Origin of the sequence: Nocardiopsis salina YIM 90010 (assembly GCF_000341025.1) — a bacterium.
Lineage (GTDB): Bacteria > Actinomycetota > Actinomycetes > Streptosporangiales > Streptosporangiaceae > Nocardiopsis > Nocardiopsis salina.
The window spans coordinates 1-21,473 of record NZ_ANBF01000160.1 but is presented as its reverse complement, the minus strand read 5'-3'; the positions used below and the strand labels follow the sequence as shown (position 1 = coordinate 21,473).

General features: G+C 71.2%; 18 protein-coding genes and 1 pseudogene. 8 read left to right on the top strand and 11 right to left on the bottom strand.

Annotated features, from left to right (window positions below; genetic code table 11):
- The 3 genes from D474_RS33460 to D474_RS0117835 form a co-directional block, all read right to left on the bottom strand.
- A partial coding sequence (locus tag D474_RS33460; protein ID WP_026118592.1) for a TcpE family conjugal transfer membrane protein occupies window positions 1-3,069 on the bottom strand: 3,069 nt, incomplete at its 3' end.
- A 20-nt stretch (window positions 3,070-3,089) separates the two neighbouring features.
- The gene (locus D474_RS0117840) at window positions 3,090-3,410 is read right to left on the bottom strand and encodes a hypothetical protein (protein WP_017614898.1); all 321 of its coding nucleotides are present in this window, start codon (window positions 3,408-3,410) and stop codon (window positions 3,090-3,092) included.
- Window positions 3,411-3,481: 71 nt separating this feature from the next.
- On the bottom strand, window positions 3,482-4,444 hold the full coding sequence (locus D474_RS0117835) for a conjugal transfer protein (RefSeq protein WP_017614897.1): 963 nt from the start codon (window positions 4,442-4,444) through the stop codon (window positions 3,482-3,484).
- A 520-nt stretch (window positions 4,445-4,964) separates the two neighbouring features.
- On the opposite strand from D474_RS0117835, the gene D474_RS29130 reads away from it, so the two are divergent.
- Window positions 4,965-5,567 (top strand): VOC family protein, encoded by a 603-nt coding sequence (locus D474_RS29130; protein ID WP_017614896.1) that lies wholly within the window; start codon window positions 4,965-4,967, stop codon window positions 5,565-5,567.
- Between the two features lie 324 nt (window positions 5,568-5,891).
- Entirely contained in the window at window positions 5,892-7,409 is a 1,518-nt protein-coding gene (locus D474_RS0117825) for an MDR family MFS transporter (RefSeq protein ID WP_017614895.1), read from the top strand.
- 1,183 nt (window positions 7,410-8,592) lie between these two features.
- On the opposite strand, the gene D474_RS0117820 is transcribed toward D474_RS0117825, so the two are convergent.
- Both D474_RS0117820 and D474_RS0117815 read right to left on the bottom strand, forming a co-directional pair.
- The gene (locus tag D474_RS0117820; RefSeq protein ID WP_017614894.1) at window positions 8,593-9,024 is read right to left on the bottom strand and encodes a type II toxin-antitoxin system VapC family toxin; all 432 of its coding nucleotides are present in this window, start codon (window positions 9,022-9,024) and stop codon (window positions 8,593-8,595) included.
- Window positions 9,021-9,254 carry a FitA-like ribbon-helix-helix domain-containing protein gene (locus tag D474_RS0117815; RefSeq protein ID WP_017614893.1) on the bottom strand — a complete coding sequence of 78 codons (234 nt, stop codon included), beginning with the start codon at window positions 9,252-9,254 and terminating at the stop codon, window positions 9,021-9,023. The genes D474_RS0117820 and D474_RS0117815 overlap by 4 nt, the downstream gene beginning before the upstream one ends.
- A gap of 296 nt (window positions 9,255-9,550) precedes the next feature.
- On the opposite strand from D474_RS0117815, the gene D474_RS0117810 reads away from it, so the two are divergent.
- Window positions 9,551-9,937, top strand: coding sequence for a VOC family protein (locus D474_RS0117810; protein WP_017614892.1), 387 nt, complete (start codon window positions 9,551-9,553; stop codon window positions 9,935-9,937).
- A gap of 60 nt (window positions 9,938-9,997) precedes the next feature.
- Here D474_RS0117810 and ychF read toward each other — a convergent pair whose 3' ends face one another.
- Window positions 9,998-11,083, bottom strand: coding sequence for a redox-regulated ATPase YchF (gene ychF, locus D474_RS0117805; RefSeq protein ID WP_026118591.1), 1,086 nt, complete (start codon window positions 11,081-11,083; stop codon window positions 9,998-10,000).
- A gap of 293 nt (window positions 11,084-11,376) precedes the next feature.
- Here ychF and D474_RS0117800 point away from each other — a divergent pair, with 293 nt between their 5' ends.
- The 3 genes from D474_RS0117800 (at window position 11,377) to D474_RS0117790 (ending at window position 14,592) form a co-directional block, all read left to right on the top strand.
- Window positions 11,377-12,357: an FkbM family methyltransferase gene (locus tag D474_RS0117800; protein ID WP_017614890.1), complete on the top strand. Its 981-nt coding sequence runs from the start codon at window positions 11,377-11,379 to the stop codon at window positions 12,355-12,357.
- 136 nt (window positions 12,358-12,493) lie between these two features.
- Window positions 12,494-13,765 carry a DNA recombination protein RmuC gene (locus D474_RS0117795; RefSeq protein ID WP_017614889.1) on the top strand — a complete coding sequence of 424 codons (1,272 nt, stop codon included), beginning with the start codon at window positions 12,494-12,496 and terminating at the stop codon, window positions 13,763-13,765.
- A gap of 239 nt (window positions 13,766-14,004) precedes the next feature.
- Window positions 14,005-14,592 (top strand): DUF6542 domain-containing protein, encoded by a 588-nt coding sequence (locus tag D474_RS0117790; RefSeq protein ID WP_026118590.1) that lies wholly within the window; start codon window positions 14,005-14,007, stop codon window positions 14,590-14,592.
- A 42-nt stretch (window positions 14,593-14,634) separates the two neighbouring features.
- Here the strand turns inward: D474_RS0117790 and D474_RS0117785 are convergent, their stop codons facing one another.
- The 3 genes and pseudogenes from D474_RS0117785 to D474_RS0117775 form a co-directional block, all read right to left on the bottom strand.
- Complete coding sequence (locus D474_RS0117785) at window positions 14,635-14,868, bottom strand: exodeoxyribonuclease VII small subunit (protein WP_051051019.1); 234 nt, start codon at window positions 14,866-14,868, stop codon at window positions 14,635-14,637.
- Between the two features lie 68 nt (window positions 14,869-14,936).
- Window positions 14,937-16,195 (bottom strand): annotated as a pseudogene (xseA, locus tag D474_RS29125) (exodeoxyribonuclease VII large subunit).
- A 154-nt stretch (window positions 16,196-16,349) separates the two neighbouring features.
- Complete coding sequence (locus D474_RS0117775) at window positions 16,350-17,009, bottom strand: hypothetical protein (RefSeq protein WP_017614886.1); 660 nt, start codon at window positions 17,007-17,009, stop codon at window positions 16,350-16,352.
- 322 nt (window positions 17,010-17,331) lie between these two features.
- Here D474_RS0117775 and D474_RS0117770 point away from each other — a divergent pair, with 322 nt between their 5' ends.
- The gene (locus D474_RS0117770) at window positions 17,332-18,327 is read left to right on the top strand and encodes a 4-hydroxy-3-methylbut-2-enyl diphosphate reductase (RefSeq protein WP_083931866.1); all 996 of its coding nucleotides are present in this window, start codon (window positions 17,332-17,334) and stop codon (window positions 18,325-18,327) included.
- A 147-nt stretch (window positions 18,328-18,474) separates the two neighbouring features.
- Here D474_RS0117770 and D474_RS29120 read toward each other — a convergent pair whose 3' ends face one another.
- Together D474_RS29120 and D474_RS0117760 are read right to left on the bottom strand one after the other, a co-directional pair.
- Complete coding sequence (locus D474_RS29120) at window positions 18,475-19,098, bottom strand: DUF4245 domain-containing protein (RefSeq protein WP_017614884.1); 624 nt, start codon at window positions 19,096-19,098, stop codon at window positions 18,475-18,477.
- Window positions 19,099-19,256: 158 nt separating this feature from the next.
- Window positions 19,257-19,880 (bottom strand): TetR/AcrR family transcriptional regulator, encoded by a 624-nt coding sequence (locus D474_RS0117760; protein ID WP_026118589.1) that lies wholly within the window; start codon window positions 19,878-19,880, stop codon window positions 19,257-19,259.
- Window positions 19,881-20,008: 128 nt separating this feature from the next.
- Here D474_RS0117760 and glpX point away from each other — a divergent pair, with 128 nt between their 5' ends.
- Window positions 20,009-21,025 carry a class II fructose-bisphosphatase gene (glpX, locus tag D474_RS0117755; protein ID WP_017614882.1) on the top strand — a complete coding sequence of 339 codons (1,017 nt, stop codon included), beginning with the start codon at window positions 20,009-20,011 and terminating at the stop codon, window positions 21,023-21,025.
- The last annotated feature ends 448 nt before the right edge of the window (window positions 21,026-21,473 follow it).

The window sequence follows — 21,473 nt, the reverse complement described above, 5'->3', positions numbered from 1 at the left end:
GCCGGAGACGGCAGCCGTTCCGGCAGCCGAGTCGGCAGCAGAAGACGGTGCCGAATGGGCCTGTTCCCCCTTCACCTCCGAGAAGCTCGCCAGTTCGCCGGTCCCGTGGTCGAGCTGGGTCGGCGGTTTCGGCGCGGACGTTCCCGCACCGGTGCTGTCGGCGCCCGCCTGCTCCTGCTCGGCGGTCCCGGCGGTACCGGTGCCGGTCGACCCGCCATCGGCGCCGGCCTGTTCCTGCTGACGGTCGTCCAGTTCGAGAGCGTCCCGCTCGGAACCGTCCTCCTCACTCCGGTCCCGGACCCGTTCCCGCTCACGCAACTCCCGCGCAGAGATGACCGGGTTGCCGCGGTCACCGGCCCGGGGCTGATCAGGATGTCGGCGCCCACCGTCGTCGAACCAGGCAGCGGCCTCGGTCTGCTCCGGTTCGCGCTCGCCGCCGGGCACGGCGTCGGCGAACTTGGGGCGTGGCGGCGCCGGGGTGTCGGCCTTGCTGAGATGGTGGTCGAGCACGGACATGTGCTCGTTCCACTCGGGGCCGTGGGCGTCCGGGTCCTCGTGCTCGCGGCGCGGCATGGCGTCGTGCTCGCCGGTGCCGTGGTCGAGCTGGAGCGAGGGCTTGGGGCGGGCTGCGGCTGCCGCGTCGGGGCCGTCCACGGACCCGACGCCGGGGTCGGCGTCCGCCGAGGCCCCCGCGGACGTACCGCCGGACGTGTCGGCCTGCGCGTCCGTGCCCGGGGCACCTGGGCCCTCGTCCAGGGTGGCCGTGCCGCCGCAGGCCGCAGCGAAGTGCCCGGAGGGCGCGCTCTCCTCCACCGACGCGGGGTCGACGGCAGGCGCGTTGTGCGCCCCATGGGTGTCCGGCGCGCCCCGGTCCGTGGCACCCGCACCGTCCGCGCGGTCCTCCGTGGCACGGCCGGGCGCAGGGCCGTGCTCCGTGTCCTCCCCGCTCTCGGCCGGTGCGCCGGATGCGGGAGGCAACCACGGCACCTGGTACGCCTCGGTCGCCGGGCGACCCGTGGCCTCGGCGAACCGGGCCGCGTAGTCGGAGAGGTCGGGCAGGTCCCCCCGACCCCCGCCGCCGTCCCGACTGCCCGGGGCGTTGCGGCGGGCCTCACGGCCCTTCTGCGTCCGATGGCCGCGATCCAGTTCCCACGGGGCCGCATGCGGACGCCGCTTCGGCGCAGGCGCCTGCTCGGCCCCGGCGGTCTGCTCGGGCGCGCCGGGCATCGCGGTGCCCGCTGCTCCGGCGGCCTGCCCGTCGCCGCCCCGTGCGCAGTGCGTCTGCGACTCGGACGTCTCGGGCGGCAACGCCTGCCCCTGGGCGCGGGCGCGCCGACGCTCGGGGGCAGGCTCCGGCGCACGTCCGCGCGCGGAGCCCCGTTCCTGCTCGTGCCCCTGTCGGCCTTCCTGCTCACGTTCGGGTGCGGCCGCCTCCAGGCGCTCGCTCTCGTTCCGGCGCCCGTCCAGCTCCCGCGTGACCTGGATCCCCTGGATGCGCCCGCGCAGCCGACGGGCCGGCGCGGACTCCTCCCGGGAACCGGCCGCCTCCGCGAGCTCCTCGCTCGACATCGGGCCGGTGTCGCTTCCGGTGTAGGCGCCCTTCGAGGTCAGCCCCACCGGCGTGTGTCCCGAGGATGCACGCAGCGACGCGAACCAGGCGTCACGGTCGCGGTCCTCGTCCTCCTCGGTGACGAAGACCGGGTCGTCGAACCCGTCGAAGTCGTCCTGTCCCACGGAATCGCCCTGACCGTTCTCACGGCCCCGGCCCTCGTCCTCGGAGCGGCCGAAGGAGGCGTCGTCGCCGGCGTCCTCGAACCCGTCCGAACCGTCACCCCCGCCGGAGCCTCGTCCGCGTCCGGAGCCCTGTCCCCCGTCACCGCCGGAAGGGTCGGCGGGGCCGGATGCCAACGCGAACCCGAAGTAGTTGAGCACCTTGCGCCCCACGCTGCGACCATCGCCGGCGGGCCCGGGGTCGGCCGAGGCGCGGGTGAAGGCGCGTGGCTCGGGCTCCGACTCCTGGTACCCGTCGTGCACCGCGGAGGGCTGCCGCTCCCGCCCGGTGGCCTCCCGGGCGGGGCCGGCAGCGGCGAAGGCCGGTACCCGTTCGCGCTCACGCGCACCGGGCCCGGAGGGGTCGGAGTCACCGGAGGGCTCCTGGGACCGGGAAGACTCCGCGGACTCCGGAGCTCGCGGCCCGGTGGCTCGGGTCGGCCCGTCCTCGTGTTCCTGGACATCGTGTGACCCGGCCGCGCCGTGCACGGTCTCCGGGGGGTGCGGGCGGCCGACGGCACCGTCCGCTCCGCGGTTCCTGAGTCCTCCGCGCTCGGTGGGTTCGGCGGCTTCGGCGGGTCCGGCGGACACCTCGGTTGCAGCGCCCTCGGGCCGACCGGCGCTCTCGGCGTGCGCATGGTCAGCGGCGGGGTGGTCGGCTGCGGCGTGTCCGCTCTCGGCAGCGTCCGCGGGCTCTGCCCGGCGGGCGCCCTCGGCCGGGGTGTACAGCTCCTCCCACGGCTCCGCGTGCACCGCCTCCGCCTGCGCACGTCCGGCGACCCCGCGCAGCGGCGGGGCGTCGGGCACGACCACGTCCGCTGTAGCACCGGCCGCGTCGTGCTCAACGTGCTCCCCGGCCACCGCGGCACCGTGCTCGCCCTCGGCACTCCGGCGGCCCGGCATCGGCAGCGGACCCGCGTCCGGGTGCCGGTGCCACACACGCCCCGACACCCGCAGCTCCCCCGGCTCGTACTCGGGCGCCAGGCGGGTCATCACACGAGGTTCCGTGAGGAACCGGGCCTGCGAGATCAGCAGTTCCGTGAGGCGTTTGCCCTCGATGACCGGCCGGGTGGCCAGCACGGTGATCACCCCGGGCGGAACGACCCACAGCACCAGGTGCCAGCCGTTGCCGAAGGCGAACGGGGCGTTGAGGATGCTCAGCAGCACCACCCAGATGAGGAAAACCCCTATGGCGACCCCGAAGGTCCCCACCGGGAGCGGCATGGGAAGCCGGAAGTCGTAGAGCTTGTAGAGCCGCTTCTCGATACGCCAGATGTTGGTGTACGTGGGCAGATCCACGCTTGCCGGCCTCCCTCGCCTTATTCCGTCGACACGCCCATCGCCCGAGCGAGCGCAACCGCGATGACCTCGATGATGCCGGGGACGTAGAAGACGATCCCGATGAAGATCGCCAGGATGATGAACTGCGCGAACCGCGTGATCTCCCGCGTGAACAGGAAGAACACCGCCACGATGGAGACGATCACGAGGAAGAGGGGACCGAAGAAGCCGCGCAGGAAGTCGGCCAGGCCGCCGGTGTCGGGCGCGTTCTCGTTGGTGTTGGTCTCCACCGCGAGATTGAGGAGTTCCGTGCCGCCGGCGTTCAGGGCGTCCGTTGTGGAAGACAGCAGGGGGAGCATGTCAGTCGCCGCCTCCCGGTGTCGACTCTGGTGTCAGCATGTCCTTCTCGTCTCCTTGCCTACTGTCCCCGTCATTCGCCGTACGAACGCGGGGAGCCCTGGATGTCGCGCACGTGCCACTCGCCGCCGAGGTCGACGACGGTCACCAGGTAATCCTGGGTCAGCTGTCCGGTCCCACTCCCGTCGGGGGCCGGGAGGGTCCACTCGACCGTGGCGGCCACCCTGCGGACGTCCTCCTCACCGGACGCGGACCGGGACGGCACCGTGATCTCGGACAGTTCGGCGAATTCCAGGCTATTGGCCGGAAGCGGCGTGATCGAGGCGTCGGCCTCCACGTAACGGTCGAGATGGCCGGGTTCCTGCGCGTAGGCCTCGAAGAAGCCCGGCAGCACATCCTGGAGTTCCTGTGCGGCGGCGTCGTCGGTCTCGAAGGAGGCTCCGGGCGGGAGCTCGGCCCGGGTGGGTGCGCCCAGCAGCGCGGGACGGCCCGAAACGACGAGGGAGTCGCCGTCGGAGTAGACCGGCACCTCCAGGCTCATGGGCTCGTCGTTGACGTCGGCGCGAACCACGACCATCGCATTGTTCTCGTTCTCGACGTCGACGGCGAAGACGGTGAGGTTCTCGGCGGCGAGGCTGTCGGCGGGCAGCTCGAGGTCGGCGGCCTGGCCCTCGGGCACGTAGGCAGCCAGCGCCTCCAGGCGTTCCTCGCCGGACTCCTCGGTGTTGAGGTAGACCTCGGCGAAGCGCAGGCCGAACGCGGCGGCCGCGGTCTCGGGGTAGTCGACCGACTCGGTCTGTTCGGGTGCGTCGTCGGCCGCGGGCAGTGCGAAGCCGCCGCGGAGGGGGATCATGATGCCGTTGACGATGACGACGGCGATGAAGACCCACAGCACCACGCGTCCGGCACCGACGAGCCACCGCCCGCCGGCCCAACGGCCCGGGGGTTTGGTGGACGGCTCGTCGAACCCGTCGTCGAACCCGGTCTCCTCGGCCCGGTCCTGCACGGCGGTGCCGCGCCGTGCGCCCTTCGCCATCCCCGCCTCCTCACTGGACGTCGTCGCCCGGCCTGCTTCGTCTGCTTCGACGCTGCGCCGTCGGCACGTGGTCGGCCCTTCGCCGGGCGGTCGTGCGCCCGGCGCCGGTACGACGCCTGTGCACGGCGCCGCCACGTTGTCCGTGCTTTGTGACCACGTTGCTGTCGGGGCCTCGCCAAGGTCTTGTCTACCCCATCCCTATAGTGAGGCATTGTGCGGGTTGGGAGAGCCCTTGACGGCTCCGCGTTTCCCCGGGTTCGGCGCATTGCACGCACCGAACAAACATCCCAAAAGGTGCGATGGCCACTTCCTCCACAGGAATCACTCCAGCTGGGTGAGAAGGGTGACCCAATTCTGGTTCGACCGGAAAGCCATTAGTCACCCGCCGGTCAGGAAGACCTGCGCCGCGCGAGAGCAAGGACTCAACCCCAAGAGGAACTCCGTTCCCCCCTGGAGGCCTCAAGCCGAGCTCCGGAGGCCGGTCGGGAGGGTGTCACAGGTGCGGACTAGGGTCCCGGCCATGGATCACCGATTCTCACTACTGACCCTGGGCGTCCACGATGTGGCCCGTGCAGCGGAGTTCTACGAGGCTGTCGGGTTCGAGCGCAGGCACGACCTCGGCGCCATCGTCTTCCTGCCCACCACCGGACCGGCGCTGGCACTGTACGGCTGGGACGACCTCGCGGAGGACGCGGGACTGCCCCCGGGGACGGGACCGGGTTCGCCCGGGGACGGCGGCGACGTGTTCCGGGGCGTGACCATGGCCGTCAACCTCGACTCCCCCGGCGACGTGGACACCATGTTCGAACGCTGGGTCGAGGCCGGCGCGACCGGGGTGCGCGAGCCCGCGGCCAAGGGGTGGGGCGGGTACTCGGGCTACGTCGCCGACCCGGCCGGACACCTGTGGGAGTTCGCGCACAACCCGTCGACCGAGCACATGCGCATCACCTCCGAGGNACCGCCCCCGCCCCGAGGACTGACGGGCTCGGCGGCCGACCATGCCGAACGGCTGACCGGCGCAGCACCCCCGCTCTCCCGCCCCCTGCCCCCGGACGTGGGCAACACCACTCGCGCCGAGGATCCCGCCGTGCCCTGGGCATGTGCGACCGGACCCGCTTCATGACCCTCCCCGGGCGACAGACCTGGGGTAAACAATGATTACCCTGGTAGTCGAGGGCCGCCGAGGCCCGTCAGGACTCGACGCCGAAGATCGTGCGTTGAGGACCGCGGACGTACTGCCGCCCCGCAGCGGGCGCGATGCGCGTGATGACCCATGACCCACCGCTGACCCACCGCGGCCGACCGACTGGCACCACCCGGCGACCCAGGTGACGGACACGACCCTCGGCCTGCCGTAGCGCGGGCGCATGGATCGAAACCGGCCGTCGAAGACCACCAGGCCCTCCAGGAGCACTGCCCCGGGGCCACGCGCGGAAAGGCGATTCATTTGCCCGAGAGAGCCGTCGTCCCCTCGTCCGACGCCCGGGGCCCGGATGGGCCGGAGAACACGGGGAAGGCGCCCACGCCCCCTGCGCCGGTCAACCGCAACCTCGTCCTGTCGGTCCTGGTCCTGGGCGCCTTCGTCATCATCCTCAACCAGACCCTGCTGAACACGGCACTGCCCGCGTTCATGAGGGACTTCGGCATCACGGCGAACTCCGCGCAGTGGGTGACGACGGTCTTCATGCTGGTCAACGGGATCATGATCCCGACCACGGCGTTCCTCATCCAGAAGTTCACCACACGCGCGCTCTTCATGACCGCGATGGGGCTGTTCTCGGTCGGAACCATCCTGTGCGCACTGGCCCCCACGTTCGCGGTGCTGCTCGCCGGACGGGTCGTTCAGGCCGCAGGTGGTGGGATCATCATCCCTCTCATGCAGACCATCCTCTTCGCGATCTTCCCCCGCGACAGGCGTGGAAGGGCCATGGGGACGTTCGGTCTGGTCATCGCGTTCGCCCCGGCCATCGGGCCGAGCCTGTCCGGCTGGATCGTGGACAGCTTCCCGTGGCAGACGCTCTTCCTGATGATGTTGCCGATCTCCGTGATCGCCATGATCGTCGGCCACTTCATCCTCGCCAACGTCACCGAGCGCACCTTCCCCCGCCTGGACATCCTCTCGATCATTCTGTCCTCGATCGCCTTCGGAGGGCTCCTCTACGGCTTCAGCGCCGGCGGCAACTCCGGTTGGGCGAGCCCCCAGGTGCTTCTGCCCCTGGTCGTCGGTGTGGTGGTCCTGGCCGTGTTCGTCCGGCGCCAGTTGAAGTCGGACGATCCGATGCTCGAGTTCCGGACCCTAAAGAACCCGATGTTCACGCTGAACACCGTGCTGGGCATGTGCGTGTTCATCTCGATGATCGGCGGGATGATCATGATTCCGCTGTACATGCAGAACATGAACGATTTCTCGGCGATGGAAGCCGGCCTGGCCCTCCTTCCGGGTGCCGCGCTCATGGGCATCATGTCTCCGGTCACCGGGATCATCTACGACCGGTTCGGGGCCAAGTGGCTCGCCGTCGCCGGGTTCACTCTGCTCACCGTGACCACCTTCATGCTCGCGGGCCTGACCCCGGAGACGCCCTTCACCTACATCGCTGCGGTGAACACCGGACGCATGCTGGGCACGGCGATGATCATCATGCCGGTGACCACGGCGGCGCTCAATCAGCTGCCGCAGCGGATGATCCCCCACGGCACCGCCCTGAACAACACCATGCGCCAGATCGCCGCCTCCGTCGGAACCGCCCTTCTGGTCACGGTCATGACCGGGACCGCGCAGGACCCGGCCGTGCACGGCGTGGAAGGGCTCATCCACGGGGTGAACGTCGCCTTCACCGTCGCAGCGGTGATCGGGTCCCTCGGCATCGTCGGTGCGCTGTTCATCAAGGAGGGTAAGCAGGACAGCGGACCTCAGGACGAGGCCGTCGCCTCCGCGAGGACCAACCACAACAGCGAACAGATCTGACACCGGTCCGGTGCACCGGTGCGGGGGCGTGCGGTGGCCGCGCCTGGCCCTCCGCACGTCCTGACACCGGTCCGGTGCACCGGTGCGGGGGCGTGCGGTGGCCGCGCCTGGCCCTCCGCACGTCCTGACACCGGTCCGGTGCACCGGTGCGGGGGCGTGCGGTGGCCGCGCCTGGCCCTCCGCACGTCCTGACACCGGTCCGGTGCACCGGTGCGGGGGCGTGCGGTGGCCGCGCCTGGCCCTCCGCACGTCCTGACACCGGTCCGGTGCACCGGTGCGGGGGCGTGCGGTGGCCGCGCCTGGCCCTCCGCACGTCCTGACACCGGTCCGGTGCACCGGTGCGGGGGCGTGCGGTGGCCGCGCCTGGCCCTCCGCACGTCCTGACACCGGTCCGGTGCACCGGTGCGGGGGCGTGCGGTGGCCGCGCCTGGCCCTCCGCACGTCCTGACACCGGTCCGGTGCACCGGTGCGGGGGCGTGCGGTGGCCGCGCCTGGCCCTCCGCACGTCCTGACACCGGTCCGGTGCACCGGTGCGGGGGCGTGCGGTGGCCGCGCCTGGCCCTCCGCACGTGTCGGGGTACTCGGGTGGGGTCCTCGCCGTCCTCGGGGGCCGAGGGGCCAGGCCTTCCACACCCCGAGAGGTCGCGCTCGTCGAAGTGGGCCTCGTAGAAACCTGGCCACTCCGCGACCGTCTGCGGCTGCGCGGCCCCGAGCCGGGCCACGACTGAGGACGAATGTGCCGCCGACGCCTGGGGACCCGCACATGAGAAGGGCCGTGCCCGCAAACCGGACGGCCACGGAGGTGCGGCCGTCCCTCGGGGTGCGCGCCCCGAGGGACGGCCGACGGCGGGCGTGTGTGCGACGCACACGCCCGCCGTTGTGCAGCGCGCGAGGCGGCGCGACCGCCTCCCGCAGGAGGGCGCCCGGCCCCGGTTGTCGAGAACCCGCGGGGGGAGCCGCGGGGGTCCGTGTCCATCGGAGGGGTGAGGGGCACGGCCCCGGCAGGAGCGCAGGCGTTCAGGAGGAGGTCGACGACCATCGTGCCCTGTAATGCTGCACACCGTGATCGTACAGTCACGACAGAGCCGGTTGCGCCGGAATCAGAGAAACTCTGTGAACGGACTCGGTACCGATCGGGCAGGTCGCCGCTGTGGAAGCACCGTCGAGCGCCGCGACAGCTCGGTCAGACAGTCCCCGAGGCGTTCCACGGGTCGACCAGATCGATACCGGTGTGCACGAAGTCCTTGACGTTGCGCGTCGCGCAGGTGGCGTGGTGTACGCGGCAGATCGCGGCGATCTGCGCGTCAGCCGTGCTGATCGGCAGCCCGGCGACCTCCCTCGCAGCGAATATCTCCGCGTAACGCTCGGCCGCAGCAGCGTCGAAAGTGAGCACGGCACGGGTCTGACGGTACGGCTCGACCGTTGCTTCGATGCGTGACCACAATTCCGTCCTGCGCCGACCGTCCGGAAGGCGACGCACCGCGGCCAGCAACTCCGCGAGGGTCACTGACGTGATGGCGACCTCCCCCGTGAGGGACTCGAGCCACCCCACGACGCGGGCGTCGGGCTCCGACCGGAACAGCTCAGAGATGACATTGGGGTCGAGGACGATCACTCGAACTCCACCGCGCGCGCCTCGTCGTCCCGTTCAGGGACCGGAAGGTCGTCGACGCCGCCCACACCCTGTGCTGCCCGCATGAGCGCCAGACCGATGTGCGGCCTGCGCACCGCCTTCGTGAGGATGTCGCGGACCTCCGCCTCCATGGAGCGCCCGTGCTCCTCAGCTTGTGCGGCGAGCTGCTCCTTGAGCGCTTGGTCGAGCCCTCGCACGATGATGGACGCCATTCGAGACCACCTCCCCTGGCCTGCTATCACTCATGATAGCATTCGCCGATCGGCGTCATCGGGGCTCTGGCGCCCGGGGGCACCCTCGCTGCCCCCGGCGCCGGGACGGGCCTTGTCAACGTGAAAGTGCGACGGAAGCCTGTGGACGGCCTCCCCGGTCGCCGGCCCCGACGAGCGTCGTCGCATACCTCTGGTACGTGGCCGACGGCAGCCAGCCCGGGGCGACCCGTTCCACATCGGCGTGGAGGCCGATTCCTTAGAAGAACCCCCGCGCATCACGGTGCAAGACTGACGCCATGACACAGCGCGACGATGACGACACGACGTTCCTGAGCCTCAGCCCGTACCTGCGCTACCCCGACGGCGATGCGGCCGCGGAGTGGCTGACCCGCGTTCTCGGGTTCGGTCCGGCCGAAGCAGCACGCGACGAGGAGGGCCGCTGGTACGAGGGGCGGATCGCGGTCGGAGCGGCCCAGGTCAGCCTCGGCGGCGGGGCGTCCTCACCGTCCGGCGGCTACCTGATCATCGGGGTCCCGGACGCGGACGCGGTGTACCGCCGCATCAGGGACGCCGGCGTCGAGGTCGACGAACCGGTGGACAAGCCGTACGGGCCCCGCACCGTCACGGTCACCGACCCGTGGGGCACGACGTGGGACTTCTGGCAGGGCGAGGCGGTCATCTGACCCTCGCCGCTGCTGCCGGGCTCGCGGGGACGGCGCAGGCCGCGCCGCCCCCGCGCCCGGTCACACGTTGAAGCGGAACTCCACGACGTCGCCGTCGGCCATCACGTACTCCTTGCCCTCGATGCGGACCTTGCCGCCCGAGCGCGCGGTCTGCATGTCCCCGGCCGCGACGAGGTCGTCGAAGGAGACCACCTCGGCCTTGATGAAGCCGCGCTGGAAGTCGGTGTGGATGACCCCGGCCGCCTCGGGGGCGGTGGCGTTCTTCCTGATGGTCCAGGCACGGGCCTCCTTGGGCCCCGCCGTCAGATAGGTCTGCAGGCCCAGGGTGTTGAACCCGACGCGGGCGAGCTGGGCGAGGCCGGACTCGGTCTGGCCGAGGGACTCCAGCAGCTCCTGGGCCTCGTCCTCGTCGAGTTCGGCGAGCTCGGCCTCGATCTTGGCGTCGAGGAAGATCGCCTCGGCGGGCGCCACGAGCTCCTGCAGGCGGGCGCGCAGCTTCTCGTCGGCGAGCTCGTCGCTGTCGAGGTTGAACACGTAGATGAACGGCTTGACGGTGAGCAGGTTGAGCTCACGCAGCCGCTCGAGGTCCACACCCTCGGCCACGGACAGGGACGTGCCCTCGTCCAGGGCCTTCTGGGCGTCGCGCGCGGCCTGCAGGGTCTCCTGGGCGGCCTTGTCCTTGGCGTTGCGCTTGGCTTCCTTCTCCAGGCGCGGGACGGCCTTCTCCAGGGTCTGGAGGTCGGCGAGGATCAACTCGGTGTTGATGGTCTCGATGTCGCGGGAGGGCTCGATGTCGCCGTCGACGTGGGTGACGTCGGCGTCCTCGAAGGCCCGGATGACCTGGCAGATGGCGTCGCTCTCGCGGATGTTGGCGAGGAACTTGTTGCCGAGGCCCTCACCGGTGGAGGCGCCGCGCACGATGCCCGCGATGTCGACGAAGTCGACGGTCGCCGGGAGGACCTTCGCCGAGCCGAAGATCTCCGCCAGCGTGCCGAGCCGGGCATCGGGCACACCCACGACCCCGACGTTGGGCTCGATGGTCGCGAACGGATAGTTCGCGGCCAGAGCGTCGTTCTTGGTCAATGCGTTGAAGAGGGTGGACTTGCCGACGTTGGGCAGGCCGACGATCCCGATTGTCAGACTCACAGGTCCCGAGTCTATGCGGAGCATCGGGGCCGCCGATCCTTCGTCGTGGTCGGCCCAGGCCGATCCCGGAAACCGCATGCGCCCCGACGGCCACACGCAGTAGGTTCGGAGCGTGTTGTCGAGGCACAGCCGCGAGCAGGGGGAGGGACTCGCGGGCCGGTCCACCGGCCTGTGAGGGGTGCGACACCGAAGGGGGAGGTGGCCCGGCCGCCGTTCCCCGGCCGTCGAGGGGGTCACGGTCGACGGTGCGGGTCCGCAGCCCTGGCCGCGGCACCGTTTCTGGGGGGAACACTGTGGTCACCGACCAATTGCGTGCGCTCGTGCGCCGTTATCCGCTCGTGCGTTTCGCCACACAGCGCCTGCGGACCCGTCTGCCGCGCCGGTTCGGCGGGCTGGACGCGTCCCGCCTGCCTCCGTGGTCGCGCCGTCTCACTGTGGACCTGCCGAGGCCGGAGGGGTGGCCGGAGGCCGGTCCGGACCGCCTCGAGCTGGAGCTTCCGGGTTATCTGACGGTGCCCCGCAGGTTGGCGGGGTTCGGTCTGGCCCAGCACGAGCGGGCGAGCCTGGCCCGTTTCCTGGCGGCGGTCGAGCACGCCGAGCCGGGCGCTGTGCTCGACGTCGGTTCAGGCGTGGGGGTGTACGCGGCCCTGGCTGCAGCCCGGTCGCGGCGTGCGGTCTTCGCGTTCGAGCCGACCCCGGAGCTGGCGTCGGCGGCGCGCACGGTTTCGGGCTCGGGCGACCTGGGTTTCACGGTGGTGGGCACGGCGGTCGGCAACTACAACGGGACGGCGCGGCTGCGGCGGTCCTCGCACAACGACATGTGCAACGCGACGGTGTCGGGGGCCACGCGTACCGATCTGGCGCACACCCAGGTTCCGCTCGTGTCCCTGTCGCGGTGGAACGAGGAGGCAGCGACCCGCCCGCGTGTGGTCACGGTCGACACCGCGGGTTCGGAACCGGACGTGATCGCGGGGGCGTTGGAGGTCCTGCGCCGGCACCGGCCGTGGGTGCTGGTGAAGGTGCGTCCCGACCGTGGGTTGGAGGAGCGCCTGATGGCGTTGCTGGAACCCCTCGAGTACTGGTGGTACCCGGTGCGCGACGAGGTGCCCCCGTCCCCGCGCATGATGATCTCGGCCCGGGAGTCGCCGTCATGGGAGCGCATGTGGCTGCTGGCCCCGCACGAGCCGCGGCCGGAGTACTGGGGGTCGGTGCTGGCCTGGCGGTCGGCGCTGGCGGGGTGCCTGCCGGTCCCCGGGCCGGGCTCGCAGAACTGAGTCGCCGGCCCCCTTCGTCCGGGGATCCTGCCGTCCGGGCCCATTTCACAGCCGATATCGGCTCTGGTGGCAACATCACCGCCGGTGGCGCCGTCGGGCAGCGGGAGGCGCTCAGCGACTGACACCATGGGGCCGCATGGACGGTCTTGCACTCTTGCTCACGCTCCTCGTCGGTCTGGCCGTCGGCGCGGCCCTGGGGTGGCTGGCGGCGCGCTCGCGCGATGCCGGTTCCCGCGCCGAGGCGCAGGCGGCCCGCGAACGCGCCGAGTACATGGACGAGCAGCTCGCCGAACGGTTCCGGTCCCTGTCGGCACAGGCCCTGGACCAGACCAACCAGCGGTTCATGGAACTGGCGGAGGGCCGGCTGCGTGCGGTCAACGCGGAGGCCGGCGGTGACCTGGACGAACGGCGCCGGGCGGTGGAACGCATGGTCGAGCCGTTGACCGAGACCCTGTTGCGGGTCGAGCGCCAGCTGAGGGAGGCGGACGCGGGACGGGCCTCTGCCCACGCAGAACTCGCCAAGCAGGTGGATCTGGTACGCGAGGGGTCGGACCGGCTGCGTGACCAGACGCGTTCGCTGGTGACGGCGCTGCGCCGGCCGGAGGCACGCGGCCGATGGGGCGAGGTGCAGTTGCGCCGGGTCGCGGAGCTGGCCGGGATGGATTCCCACTGCGACTTCGACGAGCAGGCGAGCACGCCGGACGGGTCGCAGCGGCCGGACATGGTGGTGCGCCTGGCGGGCGGCAAGAACATCGTGGTGGACGCCAAGGTGCCGCTGTCGGCCTACCTCGACGCGGTGGAGGCCGAGCAGGAGGCCGACCGGGACACGGGGTTGCGTGCACACGCCAGGCAGCTGCGCACGCACGTGGACCAGCTCGCCGGCAAGTCGTACTGGGCCTCGTTCACACCGGCGCCGGAGTTCGTGGTGCTGTTCATCCCGGGTGAGGCGTTCCTGGCCCCCGCGTTGGAGCAGGACCCGGGACTGCTGGAGCACGCGATGGCACGGCGGGTGCACATCGCGACCCCGACGACGTTGATCTCATTGCTGCGCACGGCCCAGTACGCGTGGCAGCAGGAGGCCTTGAGCGAGAACGCGCGGGAGGTCTTCGACCTGGGCAAGCAGCTGCACCAACGGTTGTCGAAGCTGGGCGGCCACGTGGACGGCCTGGGCAAGGCGCTGAACCGGACGGTGGCGGCCTACAACCAGACGGTGGGTTCCTTGGAGAGCCGGGTGCTGGTGACGGCGCGGCGGTTCGAGGAGCTCGGGCTGGTCGACGGAGACCTGGACCGGCCCTCCGGGGTGGAGGAGAGCACGCGTGCGCTGTCCGCGCCGGAGCTGGTCGAGGGTGTGCACCTCGGGGGCGACGGTATTCAGCACGCCCACAACGGGAACACCGGCCTGACCTGAATAGTCCGTTTTCCCCTTCTTGACACTTCTCGCCGCTTATCGATGCTTCTTTCCGGAAGTCGTGGGAAGGCCCCCGGAACCAGGAGGGGCGAAGTCGGTGTCCAAGCCCCGGAAGGCGTGTTCGGCGCGGAAAGGGCAAGGGGACAAAAGAGCGACACGATCCCCGGAAAAGACACCGAACACTCACGAGAAGTGACACACTAAACACTGTGAGTAACACACTTGGGAGGCGCACAGTCATGCCCCCGCGCAGAAAAGAAGGTCCGGAGCCCGGCGAGGCTCCGTACTTCGTGCGGACGAAGGCACGGGAACGGGGCACGGCCGCAGCGCAGAAGACTCAGCGAAGCACCGAACGCCCCGCCCGGGCCGGCCGCCCTGCGGCCAAGGGCCGGCACCCCGCGAAACAGCCGGTGGAGCGGCCGGCCGGAACGCCCAGGCTGACCGGCCGGGGCGGGGTGCTCCTCATCGCCCTGCTCAGTTTCGCGGGGACGATGATCGCGCACGCCGGGTCGTGGCCCGCCCTCCCCGGGATCGCCTTCACCGCGGCCTGCCTGCTGACCGCCGCGATGGTGCGCCCGCCCGACCTGTTGTCGCTGTCGGTGAGCCCGCCCATCGCGTTCTTCGTCTCGGTCGTGGCCGCCGAGAGCGTGCTCGCTCTCGGCAACGAGGGGTTCGCCCGGGTCCTGGTGCTCGGCCTGGCCTCCCGCCTGGCCGAGGTCGCCCCGTACCTGTTCCTGGGAACCGCGCTGGTACTGGTGATCGCCGTCTTCCGCGGCCTGCCCGGCAACCTGCGCGACCTGGGCGACGAGCTCAACGGCCGCCGCTGACCCGGGCCGCAGTGCCCGGGTTCAGAGCCGCACTTCCCCGGTTCAGAACGGTGTCGGGCTTGCGTTCCCCTCACCCTCGGAACCGTCCCGGTCCTCCTCGCGCTCGTCCATCGCGGCGGCCAGCTTGGCGCGGGCGCCCTCCAGCCACTGCTCACACACGCGCGCGAGCTCCTCGCCCCGCTCCCAGAGCGCCAGGGAGTCCTTCAGGCTCAGTCCGCCGGACTCCAACTGGCGCACCACGTTGTTGAGCTCCTCCCGGCTCTCCTCGTAGCTCATCTCCGGTTCGGCGGCGGTGCCGTTCCCGGCTCCGTTCCCTGCGGTGTTCCCGGCATCGGCGTCCTGGCTCACGGGTTCTCCCCCTCGGTCGTCTCGGCGGGCGCGGGGTCCCCGCCCCCCGTGGTGTCGGTGTGGGCCGCCGCGGAAGGCTCTCCGGCGGCCTCGATCTCGGTGACGGTCGCGCGCAGGCTGTCCTCGGTCAGGCGCACCCGGAGCTCCTCGCCCTCGCTCAGGTCTGCGGCCGAACGCACCACGGCGCCGTCCTCGCGCTGCACGATCGCGTACCCGCGGGCGAGCGTCGTGGCGGGCGAGAGCGCGTGCAGGCGTGCGCGCGTGTGTCCGAGGCCGTCGCCGGCGCGGTCCAGGGAGATGGTGAGGCTGCGGCGCGCCCGGTCGCGCAGTTCCACGACCTGTTCGGTGAGCCGGTCGACCTCCCGCACCGGATCGGCCAGCGCCGGGCGAGAACGCACGCTGCGCAGCCAGGAGAACTCGCGTTCCAGCCCGCCCTGGACCACACGCCGGCCCCGGTCGCGGAGCTGTCGCACGATCTCGAGCTGTTCACCCACGTCGGGGATGGCGCTCTTGGCCGCGTCGGTGGGGGTGGAGGCGCGCACGTCGGCGACGTGGTCGAGCAGGGGCGCGTCCTGTTCGTGGCCGATGGCGCTCACCACCGGGGTCGTGGAGGCGGCCACGGCGCGCACGAGGGCCTCGTCGGAGAAGGGCAGGAGGTCTTCCAGGGAGCCGCCGCCGCGGGCGACGACGATGACGTCGACCTCGGGGTGGGCGTCCAGCTCCCGGACGGCCTCCATCACCTCGCGGACGGCGCGCTCGCCCTGGANCGGCGGCCGTTCTCCAGGACGTCGCGTTCGGCAGCGGAGTCGCGACCGCACACGAGCCCGACGGTGTTGGGCAGGAACGGGAGCGGGCGTTTGCGGGCAGCGTCGAAGACACCCTCGGCGGTGAGGGTACGGCGGAGCTGTTCCAAGCGGGCGAGGAGTTCGCCCAGGCCCACGTGGCGGATCTCCAGGGCGCGCAGGGAGAAGCGGCCGCGGGGTTCGTAGAAGTCGGGTTTGGCGTGCACGACCACGCGGGCGCCCGGTTCGGGGGGCGGGCTCTGCGCGTCGAGCACGGACGTGGGGCAGACGACGTTGGCGGAGACGTTGGCGACCGGGTCGCGAAGGGTGATGTAGGCCATGCGGCCGCGCCGGTTCAGCTCGGCGATCTGGCCCTCGACCCAGATCCGGCCCAGACGGCCGATCCACTGGCCGACGGCGTTCAGGACGACGCGGACCGGCTGCGGCGCCTCGGCGGAGCTCTCCATTCCCATGTCAGGGACCTTAGGCGAAACCGGTGACAGATCCGACCGCGGGCGCTCCCGGGGCGTGCTGGGCATGCCCGCACACGCCACGGGCCCGACCGTGCGCCGGGTTCTGGCGCTGGTCGGGCCCGGTGGTGCGGCGTCGTGCTGCCTGCCGCGGGGCTCAGCCCTCGGCCTGGAGCTTGGCGATGCGGTTGTCGTACATCTTGACGAACTCCGGACGCGACTCGTGGGCCACCTCGTAGGCGCGCAGGTCACGCACCTGATCGATGGTGAGCTTGCGCAGGCGCGCACGGACGGACGGGAGGGTCAGCTCGTCGTAGGTCGGAACTGCGAGGTCCTCAGCGGCGGGGGCAGCGCCCTTTCGAACGCGCTCCAGGACGTCCTCACTGGCGACCTCGGTGTGGTCCTCGTTCGTGGAGAGCTCCTCCGCGATGGCGGCCTTCTTCTCGGGAACGTCGTCGGTGGCGGGGGCCGGCTCGTCGGCCTCCTCCACTGCGGGGGCTCCGACAGCGGGCGCCTCGGAGACGGGCGCCTCGGAGGAGGTCGCCGGCACGCTCTCCGCAGGCTCTTCGCCGGCGGGCGCGGCGGGTTCGGCCGCCTCGGACCCCTCCGGCGCGGCAGCGGCCTCCGGCGCCCCTCCGGTCTCGACGGGCGCGGCGCTCCCCTGCTCCGGGGCACCGTTCCGGGCGCTGTCCCCCTCGCCCTCGCCCCGGGTCTCCTGCGCGGCGGGCGCCGCGGCCGGGGCGGGCGCGGCCTCCTTGCGGCCGAAGGCGCCCTTGACCAGGGTCAGCAGCTTCGTGACGATCGACGGGTTCGACATAGGACGGGGGCTCCTGAGGGTCTCGGCTTTTGGGCCAGCGGCGCGCTTCCAGAAAACCAGGCAAGGCCGAGTTGAGGGCGAACCGCCTCTGACGGATGTGATGGTGAACCAGGATAGAGGAGGGTGGAACACCATGAGCAGGGGGACAAGTGCATGATCCCTGTGCTTCGCTGCGGAACCGGATACGTCCTGTTGCGATCCCGTCACATTCACACAGCACTTACGGTGGAGAGAGGGCGTGACACTGGACTGGCGCAGTGCCGTCTACCACACAAGGCCCGAGAGCCACCCACCTCTCCGCACCCCACCTAGGATGTGACCCATGAGTGCGACGACTGCGACGAACCAACGCCGTGTGCTGCTCGCCAACCCGCGGGGTTACTGCGCCGGTGTCGACCGAGCGGTCATCACCGTCGAGAAGGCCCTGGAGCAGTACGGCGCTCCGATCTACGTCCGCAAGCAGATCGTGCACAACACCCACGTGGTGCGCACGCTGGAGGAGCGGGGCGCGATCTTCGTCGAGGAGACCGACGAGGTCCCCGAGGGCGCGATCGTGGTCTTCTCCGCCCACGGTGTCTCCCCTGCCGTGCACGAGCAGGCGGACCAGCGCCAGCTGAAGACGATCGATGCGACCTGCCCGCTCGTCACCAAGGTCCACAAGGAGGCCAAGCGCTTCGCCTCCGAGGACCGCGACATCGTCCTCATCGGACACATCGGCCACGAGGAGGTCGAGGGCACCAGCGGTGAGGCCCCCGAGCACATCCAGATCGTGGAGAGCCCCGACGAGGTGGACAAGGTCCAGGTGCGCAACCCGGACAACGTCTCCTGGCTCTCCCAGACCACCCTTTCGGTGGACGAGACCAACCAGACCGTGGACGCGCTGCGCGACCGGTTCCCGAACCTGCTCGACCCGCCGAGCGACGACATCTGCTACGCCACCTCGAACCGCCAGGACTCCGTGAAGGCCATGGCGCCCGAGTGCGAGCTGGTCATCGTCGTGGGGTCGGACAACTCCTCGAACTCGGTGCGCCTGGTCGAGGTCGCCCTCGAGGCCGGTGCCGACGCGTCCCACCTGATCGACAACGCCTCGCTCCTGGACGAGTCCTGGCTGGAGGGTGTCACCACGGTCGGCGTGACCAGTGGCGCCTCTGTTCCGGAGATCCTCGTGCGCGAGCTCCTCGACAAGCTCGCCGCCCACGGCTACGGCTCGGTCACCCCGGTGACCACGGCGGACGAGAACCTCACCTTCTCCCTGCCCAAGGAGCTGCGGCGCGACCTGCGTGCCGAGCAGGACGAGCAGACCGAGGCGCAGAAGTAACGACGGACCGACGGGTCGGTGGCGCAAGCCTCCCCGCCCCGGGGAGGGATCCCCGTCCCTCCCGAAGTGAACCGGGGGCCGCCGTGCTGCACGGCGGCCCCCGGTCGTGTGTCCGGTCCCGGTCCAGGGGCGGATCGGGGTGATGGGTCAGGCGTCGGAGGGGTCGGTCCCGGACTCGTCGGCGCCGTCGCCATCCTCGGTGGCGTCGGTGCCCTCGGCCCCGGCATCGCCGTTCCCGTCGCCGTCCTCGGGCGCGGGGCGCAGGCCCTCGGCCATGTACGCGAGTTCGTCCAGGTCGGCGGGGCCGGAGACCACCAGGGTGTGGTCGTCCTCCTCCGACACCAGGGCACGCCAGTCGTCGTCGTTGTCGTAGTGGTCCCACTCCCGGTCGCCGGCGTTGACCGTGCCGACCGGATCCGCGTCGCGCACCCGGTCGGCGAGCACGGTCTCCCGGTTGTCGTCGCTCTGGGTGATCATGACGTGGCTGTCCTGCGGGGTCGCGAAGCCCAGACTCCACTCCACCGGCTCGCTGATGTCGAGGTGGGAGCTGGTCGCGGTCCAGTCCTCGGGGAGCTCCTCCGGCGGGAGCGTCACCGGGTACTCGGCCTCGGACTGCAGCGACCGGGCGTCCGGCCCGTACTCCACCGTCGGGATGTGTTCCTCCGAGCGGGTCGCGACGACGACGTACATCAACAGCAGGATGCCGACGATGATCCCGAGGGAGATGGCGTAGTTCTTGAAGGTCGCGGTGGACCGGGTGTACTCACTCATGGCACATCCCAGCTTGCCGCAGGTTGGTGGGGACTCCGACCCGGGTCCGGCTTAGGGCCGGTTCTGGGTCGGGGATCTTGCTACCAGAGCCAATATCGGCGCTGAACCCTGCTCTGGTAGCAAGATTCTCGCGGCCCGAGCACACTCGGGCCCCTCCTTCACCCCGGGGCGACCTCCGCGTCACGGCGCCGCGGCTGGAGCGTGCTCAACAGGTCGGTGATGTCGTCGGCGAGACGGCGTGCGTCGACGTCGTCGCGGCGCACCACCTCGGCCACGGCCACGAGCATCGATCCGGAGACCACGATCAGCAGCGCCTCGTCGACCGGTTCGTCGGCCTTGCGGAACAGTGCCACGTTCCGGTCGGTCCACGCCGTCAACCGCTCCCGCAGCTGGTACTCGAACCCGGGCGGGCCGTCGCCGCTGAAGAACAGACGGGTGGTCTCCCGTTCCTCGATGCAGCCGACCAGGTAGGCGCGTGCGGCGATGTTCATCAGACGTGTGGGATCGCCCTCACCCGCGGCGCGCGCCTCGACGACCGCCCGGTGGGTGCGTTCCTGCTGACGTTCCTGGAACTCCTCGTACAGTGCCAGGTACAGGTCGGCCTTGCCGCTGAAGTGGTGGTAGAGGCTGCCGACACTGGCCCCGGCCACGGAGACGACCTCGCTCACTCCGGCCTTGGCGAACCCGACGGTCCGGAAGACCTGGGCCGCAGCACGCAGCAGAGCACTGCGCGTGGCCGCACCTCGGGGGGAGGTTCTCGTGGGTTTGCCCGTCCTGTCCACAGTCACGCCCTCTTCACTCCCTCGCCGGTCGGCCCGCACGTGACACGGCCGACCCACGGGCCGCTCGGTTCACCTCGGGTGACTACCCTAAGACGTGCATCCCGCCCTGTTCCCTGACGGAAGGTGTCATGTCCATGTCGCAGCCCGGTAACCCCACCACGCCCGACCGCAATCTGGCGTTGGAGTTGGTCCGTGTGACCGAGACGGCTGCGCTCGCCGCCGGCCGCTGGGTCGGCAAGGGCGACAAGAACGGCGCGGACGGCGCTGCGGTGCGGGGCATGCGGCACATGATCAGCACGGTTTCGATGAACGGGACCGTGGTCATCGGCGAGGGCGAGAAGGACAACGCCCCGATGCTCTACAACGGCGAGAACGTCGGCGACGGCGGCGGGCACGACTGGGACGTGGCGGTCGACCCGGTCGACGGCACCACCCTGACGGCGAACGGGATGCCGAACGCGGTGTCGGTGATCGCACTGAGCCCCCGCGGGAGCATGTTCGACCCGTCCGCGGTCTTCTACATGGAGAAGCTCGCGACGGGACCCGAGGCAGCGGACGCCGTGGACATCTCGGCTCCGGTGGGCGAGAACGTGCGGGCGGTTGCCCGGGCAAAGGGCAAGTCTCCGCAGGACATCACAGTGGTCATCCTCGACCGCCCGCGCCACGAGCAGATCGTGGACGACGTGCGCGCGTCCGGGGCCCGCATCAAGTTCATCACCGACGGCGACGTGGCGGGCGCGATCATGGCGGCCCGTGAGGGAACCGGTGTGGACCTGCTGCTGGGCATCGGCGGCACCCCGGAAGGCATCATCACGGCCTGCGCGATGAAGTGCCTGGGCGGTGTGATCCAGGGCCGCCTGTGGCCCAAGGACGACGAGGAGCGCCGGAAGGCGATCGAGGCCGGGCACGACGTGGACCGCGTACTGTCCACCGACGACCTGGTCCGCTCCGACGACGTGTTCTTCGCGGCGACGGGCATCACCGAGGGCGAGCTGGTGGACGGTGTGCGGTACGAGTCCGCGCGCGTGCACACGGACTCGCTGGTGATGCGCGGACGCAGCGGCACCGTACGCCAGGTGCACAGCGAGCACCGCCTGAGCAAGCTCTCCGCCTACAGCGGCGTCGACCTGAACACCGCCTCCTGAGGCCTCGCCCCCGAGAACCCGGGCCCCGCGGCGCAGCTGTGGGCCCGGGTCACCCCACCCCCAGCCAGCTCCCCGATTCTCCCCTGACCACCCGACGGGTACCGATCGCGAACCATCCGGGGACCGGTGTGCATCAGACCCACCGATCCACCGCGCGTTCCGCGCCCCGTCAGTTCTCCGCCGGAGGTCCGATTGTCCTTCCCCGATCCCTCCCAGCAGCCCCAGTGGCCGCAGCAGCCCGGGCAGCCTGGGCCGGGTCAGCCCCCGCAGGCCGCCGCCCCGGGTCAACCCGGTGGCCCCGGTGGCCCTGCCGGCCAGGGAGGCCCCGTCCCGCCCGGCGGTCCGGCAGTCCCCGGCGGCCCCGGCGGTCCGGGTGCCCCCATGGGTCCCGGTGTCCCGATGGGTCCGGGCGGCCCGGTGCCACCCGGCGGTCCCGCGGGCCCCTACG